At 70.5% G+C, this 9698-nt stretch carries 10 protein-coding genes; 4 read left to right on the forward strand and 6 right to left on the reverse strand.

Features of this window, described 5'->3' with window-relative positions; all coding sequences use genetic code 11:
• Positions 1-137: 137 nt before the first annotated feature.
• From AC5P09_RS15120 to AC5P09_RS15130, 3 genes are read right to left on the reverse strand one after another with little or no spacing between them, the layout of a single operon-like run.
• On the reverse strand, positions 138-998 hold the full coding sequence (locus AC5P09_RS15120; RefSeq protein WP_493874385.1) for an ABC transporter permease: 861 nt from the start codon (positions 996-998) through the stop codon (positions 138-140).
• Positions 958-1797 carry an ABC transporter ATP-binding protein gene (locus AC5P09_RS15125; RefSeq protein WP_493874386.1) on the reverse strand — a complete coding sequence of 280 codons (840 nt, stop codon included), beginning with the start codon at positions 1795-1797 and terminating at the stop codon, positions 958-960. The genes AC5P09_RS15120 and AC5P09_RS15125 overlap by 41 nt, the downstream gene beginning before the upstream one ends.
• Complete coding sequence (locus tag AC5P09_RS15130) at positions 1794-2249, reverse strand: MarR family winged helix-turn-helix transcriptional regulator (RefSeq protein WP_493874387.1); 456 nt, start codon at positions 2247-2249, stop codon at positions 1794-1796. Before AC5P09_RS15130 ends, AC5P09_RS15125 begins: the two co-directional genes overlap by 4 nt.
• 374 nt (positions 2250-2623) lie before the next feature.
• Here AC5P09_RS15130 and AC5P09_RS15135 point away from each other — a divergent pair, with 374 nt between their 5' ends.
• On the forward strand, positions 2624-3415 hold the full coding sequence (locus AC5P09_RS15135) for an RNA polymerase sigma factor SigF (RefSeq protein ID WP_307672553.1): 792 nt from the start codon (positions 2624-2626) through the stop codon (positions 3413-3415).
• 10 nt (positions 3416-3425) lie between these two features.
• On the opposite strand, the gene AC5P09_RS15140 is transcribed toward AC5P09_RS15135, so the two are convergent.
• Complete coding sequence (locus tag AC5P09_RS15140) at positions 3426-3758, reverse strand: ANTAR domain-containing protein (RefSeq protein ID WP_307672554.1); 333 nt, start codon at positions 3756-3758, stop codon at positions 3426-3428.
• Positions 3759-3924: 166 nt separating this feature from the next.
• Here AC5P09_RS15140 and AC5P09_RS15145 point away from each other — a divergent pair, with 166 nt between their 5' ends.
• Positions 3925-4728 carry a VOC family protein gene (locus AC5P09_RS15145; protein ID WP_493874388.1) on the forward strand — a complete coding sequence of 268 codons (804 nt, stop codon included), beginning with the start codon at positions 3925-3927 and terminating at the stop codon, positions 4726-4728.
• 22 nt (positions 4729-4750) lie between these two features.
• Here the strand turns inward: AC5P09_RS15145 and glgX are convergent, their stop codons facing one another.
• A complete protein-coding gene (gene glgX / locus AC5P09_RS15150; RefSeq protein ID WP_493874400.1) occupies positions 4751-6865 on the reverse strand; it encodes a glycogen debranching protein GlgX in 2115 nt (704 codons plus the stop codon).
• Between the two features lie 26 nt (positions 6866-6891).
• The gene (locus AC5P09_RS15155) at positions 6892-7404 is read right to left on the reverse strand and encodes a pep a2 (RefSeq protein ID WP_493874389.1); all 513 of its coding nucleotides are present in this window, start codon (positions 7402-7404) and stop codon (positions 6892-6894) included.
• A 329-nt stretch (positions 7405-7733) separates the two neighbouring features.
• Here AC5P09_RS15155 and AC5P09_RS15160 point away from each other — a divergent pair, with 329 nt between their 5' ends.
• Both AC5P09_RS15160 and AC5P09_RS15165 read left to right on the forward strand, forming a co-directional pair.
• Complete coding sequence (locus AC5P09_RS15160; RefSeq protein ID WP_493874390.1) at positions 7734-8033, forward strand: DUF5133 domain-containing protein; 300 nt, start codon at positions 7734-7736, stop codon at positions 8031-8033.
• A gap of 70 nt (positions 8034-8103) precedes the next feature.
• Positions 8104-9698: alpha-1,4-glucan--maltose-1-phosphate maltosyltransferase (locus AC5P09_RS15165; RefSeq protein WP_493874391.1), on the forward strand; the 1595-nt coding region annotated here is incomplete at its 3' end.

A 9698-nucleotide genomic window follows, 5' to 3' on the forward strand; every position in this document is an offset into this window, starting at 1 on the left:
GTCAAACGAGCAGAATGCGCTGTGGCCAGCGAATTCGTCCCCTTGATCGGTGATCAAGCCGTGCGCAGGAACAATTCGCCGACCGGCCGGACGGCCGGATTCGCGCGCGTGCCGCACATCACTTTCCGGACGGGTGGTCAACGGGCCAGACGGCCCACCAGCGAGGAGGCCGCGGTGATGCCGAGCGCGGCGGCGACGATCAGCACCGCGAAGTCGAGCGCCAGGTGTGCGGGCGTGCCCAGGAGGAGGCCGCGCAGCGCGTCGACCTGATAGCTGAGCGGGTTGACCTTGCTGACCGTCTGGAGCCAGCCCGGCATGACGGACAGCGGGTAGAGGGCGTTGGAGCCGAAGAACAGCGGCATGGTGATCGCCTGGCCGATACCCATCAGCCGGTCGCGGCTGAGCACGATGCCGGCGATGGTCATCGACAGGCAGGAGAAGAAGACGGACCCGAGGATCACCGCCGCCGCGACGCCGAGCAGCTTGAGCGGGTTCCAGGTCAGCGCCACGCCGAGCAGGGCGGCGATGACGATGACGACGACGGCCTGGATCAGCGACTTCACGCCGGCCGCGAAGGCCTTGCCGGTGATCAGCGCCGAGCGCGGGGTGGGCGTGACCAGGAGCTTGTTCAGGACCCCGGCGTCGCGCTCCCAGATGATCTGGATGCCGTAGAAGATGGCGATGAACATCGCGGACTGGGCGATGATGCCGGGCGCGAGGTAGTCGATGTAGGGGACGCCGGGGGTGGGGATCGCCTTGATGCGGGTGAAGGTCTGGCCGAAGATCAGCAGCCACAGGGCGGGCTGGACCGCGCGGGTGTAGAGCTCGGTGCGGTCGTGGCGCAGTTTCTGCAGTTCGACGGCGCACATCGCCACGACCCGGGTGGGCAGCAGCCGCCAGCCCGCGCGGGGCTCGGGCGGGCGCAGCAGCAGGCCGATGCCGCTCTCGCGGGCGCGGTCAGCCGACGCGCCTTGCGGTGCGGCGGGTGCTTCGGACATCGCGGAACTCTCCTGACTGGTCGTCGAGACCGCTGCCTGCCATGTCACGGAATACGTCCTCGAGGGTGGGCAGCGGGTCCGTTGCCTTGGCGCCACGGCGCTCACCGAGTCCCCGTCGCAGTTCGGCCGGGGTGCCGAGGGCCCGGATGCGGCCGCGGTGCATCAGGCCGACCCGGTCGCAGTACTGGTCGGCCTCGTCCATGTAGTGCGTGGTCACCAGGACCGTCATGCCGGTGGCGGCGCGCACGGCGTTGATGTGCTCCCACACGTCGGTGCGGGCGATCGGATCGAGCCCGATGGTCGGTTCGTCGAGGATCAGCAGCCGGGGTGCGCTGACCAGGGCCTGGGCGAGTTCGAGGCGGCGGATCATGCCGCCGGAGTAGGTGCCGGCGAGCCGGTCGGCGGCCTCGGTGAGGTCGACGGCGGCCAGGGCCTGTGCGACGCGCTCGGTGCGCTCGCGGCGGGGCACGTCGAAGACCCGGGCGAACAGGGCGATGTTCTCCCGGCCGGTCAGGCCCGCGTCGGCGGACAGCTGCTGCGGCACATAGCCCAGCAGGCGTCGTACGGCCATGGCCTCCTCGGCGGCGTCGCGGCCGAAGATCTGGACCATCCCGGCGGGGACGGGCAGCAGAGTGGTGATGCAGCGGATGGCGGTGGTCTTCCCGGCGCCGTTGGGCCCGAGCAGCCCGAAGACCTCGCCCTGCGCCACCGACAGGTCGAGCGCGTCCACCGCGTTGGTCTCACCGAAGGAGTAGGTGAGCCCCGTGCAGGCGACGGCCCCTGGATCGTCCCGCGTCATGACTCCTCGGCCTCCTCGTGCAGATTGACGGCGAGCTCGCGCAGGGCCGGGATCGCCGCGTGCAGCGCTTCCCGGTCGGCGGCGTCCAGCCGGGCCACCTGGCGTCGTACGAGGTCGGCGCGGCGTCTGCGCCACTCGCTCAGCCGGGCTTCGGCCGCGGGGGTGGGCAGCAGTCGCGCGGCCCGCCGGTCGGCCGGGTCCGTCTCGCGTACCAGATAGCCCTGCCGGGACAGCTGGTTGACCAGCGTCGAGACCGAGTTGCCTGCCAGATACAGCTCCTTGGCGGCGTCCGAGATCCCGATGCCGGGCCGGTCCACGACGAGGCGCAGCAGCTCCACCTCGGCGCCGCGCAGCCGGGGATCGGGCATGTCCCGGCGCAGCCGGCGCCGGATCAGCCGCTGGACGCCGACGAGCGCGTCGGCCAGTTCCTCGGGGAAGGTCTCGGGTTCCACACCGAGGAGGTTACCTCTGTAGCAGAGGTAACTTTCCCAAAGGCTGGTCAAGAGCTGCGCAAGTCGGGCGAGCACCCCGGAGCGGATATCACTCAGTGAATTCCAAAGATTTCGGAACGTTGCCTGTAGGCACTATTTCCGGTGCATTTTCAACCTTTCAGAATCACACGGTCGCAGGCCGTCATCGTATTCACGGAAGCATTCACGGAATTTGTTTCGGCGCCGCCCGTCGCGGGAATGCGCAATTCAGTGCTTCGGACAGGAGGCACGTCCGTGGGAGCCGGCCCTCCGGCCCCGGTGTCCTCCGCCTGGTCCGAGCCCGCGCCCCCACGGTTTCTGTCCCCGCCAGCACCCTGCTGAGGGAGGCGCGCACCATGCCTGTCACTGGCAGAACGAAGCCGCACCCGCACGACGACGCCCCCGACACCGCCGCCGATTTCGCCCGGCTGGCGCGCCTGCCCGCCGGCCCGGCACGCAAGGCGCTCCGCGACGAGCTGGTCGAGACCTGGCTGCCGATGGCCGAGCGCATCGCCGTCCGCTTCCGGGGGCGCGGCGAGTCCCTGGAGGACCTGTACCAGGTCGCCGCCCTCGGCCTCGTCAAGGCCGTCGACCACTACGACCCCGCGCGGGGCTGCGCCTTCGAGGCGTACGCCGTGCCGACCGTCACCGGCGAGATCAAGCGGCACTTCAGGGACCACATGTGGACGCTGCACGTGCCACGCCGTGTCCAGGACCTGCGCAACCGGGTGCGTCAGGCCACGAAGGAGCTGTCCCAGACGACTCCGGGCCGGGCGCCGACCCTCGCCGAGGTCGCCGAGTTCGCGCGCATGACCGAGGACGAGGCACGCACCGGGACGGAGGCCCTGGAGTGCTTCACCGCGCTGTCGCTGGAGGCCGAGATGCCCGGCACCGAGGGGTACGCCCTGGGTGACGCGATCGGCGGCCCGGACCCGGCGTTCGACATCGTCGTCGACCGGGTGGCCGTCAGGCCCTGCCTGGAGGCGCTCCCCGAACGCGAGCGGACCATTCTCTATCTGCGGTTCTTCCGGGGCATGACCCAAAGCCACATCGCCGAGCAGCTCGGCATTTCCCAGATGCACGTCTCCCGGCTGCTCAGCAGCTGCTTCGACCGGCTGCGCGAGGAGATCCTCACCGAGGCCAAGTGAGCCGCCGCCGTCACTCCGGCGGCACCCCGGGAATCTGCGTGGGGCCGTAGCGGTCGAGGGCCTCTTCCAGCTCGGCGCGGATTTCCGGGGGCATCTGCCCGGCCCGCCCCCACAGGAGGATCAGTTCGGCGACGTTGCGCAGCTTGATGTTGGTGTGCTGGGAGACGTCCTTGAGCACTTCCCACCCCTGGTCGGGTGTGACCCTGCCGAGCGCGACGACCATGCCGATCGCCTGGTCGACGACGGCATGCGACGCCACCGCCTCCTTGAGCTGGTCGATCTCTGCCTGCAGCTCGAAGATGCGGTCCGACTCGTCGGCGGGTTCGCCCGGTACTGCTGACACGCTTCCATCCTGTCACTCGTCCGGCCCCGCGCCACCGGACGGGACGCGGACAGGCCACCGTTTCGGTGCCGCCACCGGGGTACTCGGCAGGCGCCCCGAGCGGTTCCGGTCGGACACTGGGAGGAAACCTGTGGCCCCCGGCCGACGAGAGCAGGACAGGAACGCCATGAACCACGACCTGAAACGACCCAGCACCACCAAGAAGGTCCTGTCCACGCACTCAGTGTTCGGCGCGCCCTGCTGGGTGAGCCTGACCAGCCGCGACCAGCAGACCACGGAGGAGTTCTACGGGGCCGTGCTGGGCTGGGAGTGGCAGCCGGCGAAGCTCGGCGACCGCTTCCGGGTCGCGCTGGCGGACGGCACACCCGTGGCCGGGATCGCCGCGGTGGCCTCCATGTGGCAGATGGCGGTGGCCTGGACGCCGTACTTCGCCGTGCCCAGCGCGGACGAGGCGGCGGCGCGGGCCCAGGAGCGCGGTGGTACGGCGGCAGTGGGGCCGCTGTCCTTCCCGCCCGGGCGGGCGGCGCTGCTCGCCGACCGGGACGGCGCGACCTTCGGGATCTGGGAGGGCGAGCTCGTCGCGAACTGGGAGAGCTGGCGCGAGGCCCAGCCGGCCTTCATCAAGCTCCACACGCGTGATGCCTTCGACGCCGCGATCTTCTACGGCGAGGTCCTCGACTGGGCGTCGGACCGTCCCGGCTGCTGCGAGGTGCACTACGAGGGCGGCGAGGTCGTCCTGCGCAGCCGGGGCGATGTGGTGGCGCGCATCGAGTCGGGTGCGCTGGGGTCCGCTCCCGATCCCGCGATCCGGCCGCACTGGCAGGTCCACTTCGCGGTCTCGGACGTGGCGGCCTGTGTGCGGGCCGCGGAGGTGCACGGCGGCAGCGTCCTGTCCAAGGGCAGCGAGGAAGCCGTCCTGCGCGACCCCGACGGCGCGCAGTTCACGGTGACCTCGCGACGCGAACGCTGACGCTGACGGACGGCGTGGCGCGTCACTTGGCCTTGCGCGATGGCCTCGACAGCAGGACGAGACTGCGTGCCTCGACCGTCATCTCCGTGCCCGCCTTGTGCTCGGCCTCGTCGGCGCCCTGCGGCTCGGCGGTGTCGATCAGGGTCGTCCAGCGTTCGCCGTAGGTGACGTCCGGCAGGAGGAAGTCCACCGGCTCCCAGTAACCGTTGAGCAGGAGCAGGAAGGAGTCGTCCACCACGGGCTCGCCGCACGGATCGGGTTCGGCGATGGCGTCGCCGTTGAGGAAGACGCCGACGGAGTGGGCGTCGGAGCGGTCCCAGTCCTCGTCGGCCATCTCGCGTGCGTCCGGCAGCAGCCACACCAGGTCGGGCAGCGGCTGGCCCGCGTGCGTCACGGTCTCGCCGCGGAAGAAGCGGCGCCGGCGCAGCACGGGGTGGGCCGCGCGCAGCCCGATGACGTACCGGGTGAAGTCGGCCAGCGCCTGCTGGTCCTCGGTCAGCCGCCAGTCGATCCAGGAGACTTCGTTGTCCTGGCAGTAGGCGTTGTTGTTGCCCCCCTGGGTACGGCCCAGCTCGTCGCCGTGGCAGAGCATCGGGATGCCCTGCGAGAGCAGCAGGGTGGCCAGGAAGTTGCGCTGCTGACGGGCGCGCAGGTCCAGGACGGCCGGGTCGGCGGTCTCGCCCTCGGCGCCGCAGTTCCAGGAGCGGTTGGTGCTCTCGCCGTCCCGGTTGCCCTCGCCGTTGGCCTCGTTGTGCTTGTCGTTGTGGGAGACGAGGTCGCGCAGGGTGAACCCGTCGTGCGCGGTGACGAAGTTGACGCTGGCCCGCGGGCGGCGCCGGCTGTGCTGGTACAGGTCGGCGGAGCCGGTCAGCCGGGAGGCGAACTCGCCGAGCGTGTGCGGCTGGCCGCGCCAGAAGTCCCGTACGCAGTCCCGGTACTTGCCGTTCCACTCCGACCACAGGGGCGGGAAGTTGCCCACCTGGTAGCCGCCCTCGCCCACGTCCCACGGCTCGGCGATCAGCTTGACCCGGCTGATCACCGGGTCCTGCTGGATCAGGTCGAAGAACGCCGACAGTCGGTCCACCTCGTGGAACTGCCGGGCCAGCGTGGCCGCGAGGTCGAAGCGGAAGCCGTCGACATGCATCTCGGTGACCCAGTACCGCAGCGAGTCCATGATCAGCTGCAGGACGTAGGGGTGGCGCATCAGCAGGCTGTTGCCGGTGCCGGTGGTGTCGTAGTAGTGGCCCCAGTCGCCGTCCACGAGGCGGTAGTACGAGGCGTTGTCGATGCCGCGGAAGGACAGGGTCGGGCCCTTCTCGTTGCCCTCGGCGGTGTGGTTGTAGACGACGTCCAGGATCACTTCGAGGCCGGCCGCGTGCAGCGCCTTCACCATCGACTTGAACTCGGTGACCTGCTGGCCGCGGGTGCCGTGGGCGGCGTAGGCGTTGTGCGGCGCGAAGAAGCCGATGGTGTTGTAGCCCCAGTAGTTGGACAGGCCGCGGTCCGTGAGCACGCCGTCCTGCACGAACTGGTGCACCGGCATCAGCTCGACGGCCGTGACGCCGAGCGAGGTCAGGTGCTCGACTACCGCCGGGTGCGCGAGACCCGCGTAGGTGCCGCGCAGGTCGGGTGGGACGTCGGGGTGGGTCCGGGTGAGGCCCCGTACGTGCGCCTCGTAGATCACGCTGTCGGCGTACGACCGCCCGAGCGGCCGGTCGTCGCCCCAGTCGAAGGCCGGGTCGGTGACCACGCCGAGCATGGTGTGCCCGGCGCTGTCGGCGGGGGACGGGCCGTCCGCTGCGCGCTCGAAGAGCGAGGCGTGGTTGTCGACCTGCCCGTCCACGGCTCTGGCGTACGGGTCCAGCAGGAGCTTGGCCGGATTGCACCGGTGGCCGAGGGCCGGCTGCCAGGGGCCGTGCACCCGGAAGCCATAACGCTGCCCGGGCCGGATGCCGGGCAGGTAGCAGTGCCACACGAAGCCGTCGACCTCGTTCATCTGGACGGCGCGGTGCGTGCCGCGGTCGTCGACGAGAACCAGGTCGACGCGTTCGGCGACCTCGCTGAACAGGGCGAAGTTGGTGCCGTTCCCGTCATGGGTGGCGCCCAGCGGGTAGGGGCGCCCGCTCCACACGGGCACCCCTTTCCGCTGCGGTCGGCGCGCGGTCACCGCGCATCCTCCAGAACGCCGTCCGGCGTGCTCGCGGGCCCGGCCAGGGCCGCGACGGGCACCTCGCGGGGCACCTGGAGCACCTCGGGCAGGCTGGGCCACGGCGCCGTGGGGACGAGCGGGACACGCTCGCCGGCTCGGGCGCGCTGCGAGAACCAGATGACCTTGCTGCCGGTGTCGGTGGCGCAGCAGCCCCAGCCGTCGCTCATCGCGGCGATGTGCTCCAGACAGCCGCGCAGGTCCTGGTCCGGGCGCAGTTCGCAGTCGTTCTCACCGATGGCGGTGATGAGGTGCTGGCCGTTCCACCACATCTCGATCGACGTGTTCTTGTCCGTGGCGTGCTCGTCGATGGCCTTCAGCAGCATCTCGGTGCCTCGACAGACGGGCTCGACCAGGATGTCCAGGTCCCAGTACCGGAGGTGAGCGGCCAGGATGCGCCTGACCTGTCCGACCCGTTCCGGGCTGACCTCCACGTCGAGGTGGTAGTAGCAGGGCGATGCGGTCTTCATCGTCGTTCGCTCCTCACCGGCGAAGCTCTCGCTTCCCCTCACCCCCTGCGGGGCCTGGGCCCCGAACACGAAGCGTGAGCACTGATCGCTTCTGAGTCACCTCAAGCGTGGACGGGCTACGCCATTCGTGCAACACGAGAGAAGCGACGAGGTGACCGAGGTGAATGGGACGCACGAGGTGGTTGAAGCTCCAACAAGACGCTGAGTCGTGACGCGTGCACCATGTGTGAAGACCTCGATGCCCGTAACGGATCCGTGCGCGCCCGCGCATGGCCACCGCCCGACGGTCGGGAGACGCGCCATCGAGCCCCTGGAAGGTGAACGGCACCATGCTGCTGCCGGCCAAAGCCGAAGTGGCCCGCCAACTGCGGCGGTACCGGGCGTGGGAACGCATGATGCTCGCGGCCCCCACCGACCGCAGGGTTCGGGCCACTTTCGAGAACTCGGGCTACACCCTCTGCGTGCTGATGGGGAAGCGCTGCGCGCGCGAGGCCGCGGACGCCGCCGAGCGCTATCTGCGGACCACTCTGACCGCCTACCTCCGGGAGGACAGCGAGCGGCCCGGGACCCGCGTCCGGGACAGACGGGCCCCGCCGGCCACGGGCCGGCGTTCCCCCGCGGGGAGGTAGGCACCTTCCGGCAGCTTGGATCCCCGGCCGGGCCACGGACCCGGCCTCGAGCACGGCGGAGGTGCATCCCATGAGTTCGAACCAGGTCATCGGCCGCATTCCGGTGCGGGACGTCAGGCCCGCCGTGGAGTGCGGCAGGCGTCCGGCGAAGGCCGTCGTGGGCGAGACGTTCGAGGTCACCGCGACCGTGTTCCGCGAGGGCCACGACGCGGTCGCCTGCAACGTCGTCCTGACGGATCCGGAGGGCGGACACGGCCCCTGGACGCCGATGCGGGAACTGGCGCCCGGCACCGACCGCTGGGGCGCCGAGGTCACCCCCGACGTCGAGGGACGCTGGACGTACCGCGTCGAGGCGTGGAGCGACCCGCTGGCCACCTGGCGCCGCACGGCCGGCATAAAGGTGCCGGCCGGCATCGACACCGGGCTGGCCCTGGAGGAGGGCGCCGACCTGTACGAACGGGCGGCGGCCGGGGTTCCGCAGGGCCCGGAGCGTACGGCGGTGCTGGCGGCCGTGGAGACCTTGCGCAACGACATCCTGCCGGTCGCCACACGTCTCGCCGCAGCGTTGACGCCGGAGGTGGACGCGGTCCTGGCCCACTATCCGCTGCGGGAGCTGGTGACGGCGTCGGAGACGCTGCCGCTGCTGGTGGAGCGGGAACGGGCCCTGTACGGCTCCTGGTACGAGTTCTTCCCGCGCTCGGAGGGCACACCGGAGCGGCCGCACGGCACGTTCCGCACCGCGGCCCGCCGGCTTCCGGCGATCGCCGCGATGGGCTTCGACGTGGTGTATCTGCCGCCGATCCATCCGATCGGCCACACCTTCCGCAAGGGCCGCAACAACACGCTCTCGCCCGGACCGCAGGACGTCGGGGTGCCGTGGGCGATCGGTTCCCCCGAGGGCGGCCATGACGCGGTGCACCCGGAGCTGGGGACGATCGAGGACTTCGACTGGTTCGTGCGGGAAGCGAGAGGCCTGGGCATGGAGATCGCCCTGGACTTCGCGTTGCAGTGCTCGCCCGACCATCCGTGGGTGCAGAAGCATCCGGAGTGGTTCCACCACCGCCCGGACGGGACGATCGCGTACGCGGAGAACCCGCCGAAGAAGTACCAGGACATCTACCCGATCGCCTTCGACGCGGACATGGACGGGCTGATCGCCGAGACCCTGCGGGTGCTGCGGCACTGGATGGACCACGGGGTGCGGGTCTTCCGCGTGGACAACCCGCACACCAAGCCGGTGGTGTTCTGGGAGCGGGTCATCGCCGACATCAACCGCACCGACCCGGACGTGATCTTCCTGGCCGAGGCGTTCACCCGGCCGGCGATGATGCACACCCTGGCGCAGACCGGTTTCCAGCAGTCGTACACGTACTTCACCTGGCGCACCAGCAAGCAGGAGCTGACCGAGTACCTGACCGAGCTGTCCGGCGAGGCGGCCGCCTACATGCGGCCCAACTTCTTCGCCAACACCCCGGACATCCTGCACGAGTACCTCCAGCGCGGCGGCCGGCCCGCCTTCGAGGTGCGTGCGGTGCTGGCCGCGACGCTGTCGCCGACCTGGGGCATCTACAGCGGCTACGAGCTGTGCGAGAACACCCCGCTGCGCGACGGCAGCGAGGAGTACCTCGACTCGGAGAAGTACCAGATCAAACCCCGCGACTGGGA

The sequence above is a fragment of the Streptomyces sp. a15 genome, assembly GCF_059026085.1.

What these genes read in the sequence shown, in the direction of transcription:
- AC5P09_RS15145 (WP_493874388.1), top strand. Translation starts at nt 3,925, where the DNA reads ATGAACCACGACCTGAAACGACCCAGCACCACCAAGAAGGTCCTGTCC.
- AC5P09_RS15120 (WP_493874385.1), bottom strand. Translation starts at nt 998, where the DNA reads ATGTCCGAAGCACCCGCCGCACCGCAAGGCGCGTCGGCTGACCGCGCC.
- AC5P09_RS15125 (WP_493874386.1), bottom strand. Translation starts at nt 1,797, where the DNA reads ATGACGCGGGACGATCCAGGGGCCGTCGCCTGCACGGGGCTCACCTAC.
- AC5P09_RS15155 (WP_493874389.1), bottom strand. Translation starts at nt 7,404, where the DNA reads ATGAAGACCGCATCGCCCTGCTACTACCACCTCGACGTGGAGGTCAGC.
- AC5P09_RS15160 (WP_493874390.1), top strand. Translation starts at nt 7,734, where the DNA reads ATGCTGCTGCCGGCCAAAGCCGAAGTGGCCCGCCAACTGCGGCGGTAC.
- AC5P09_RS15135 (WP_307672553.1), top strand. Translation starts at nt 2,624, where the DNA reads ATGCCTGTCACTGGCAGAACGAAGCCGCACCCGCACGACGACGCCCCC.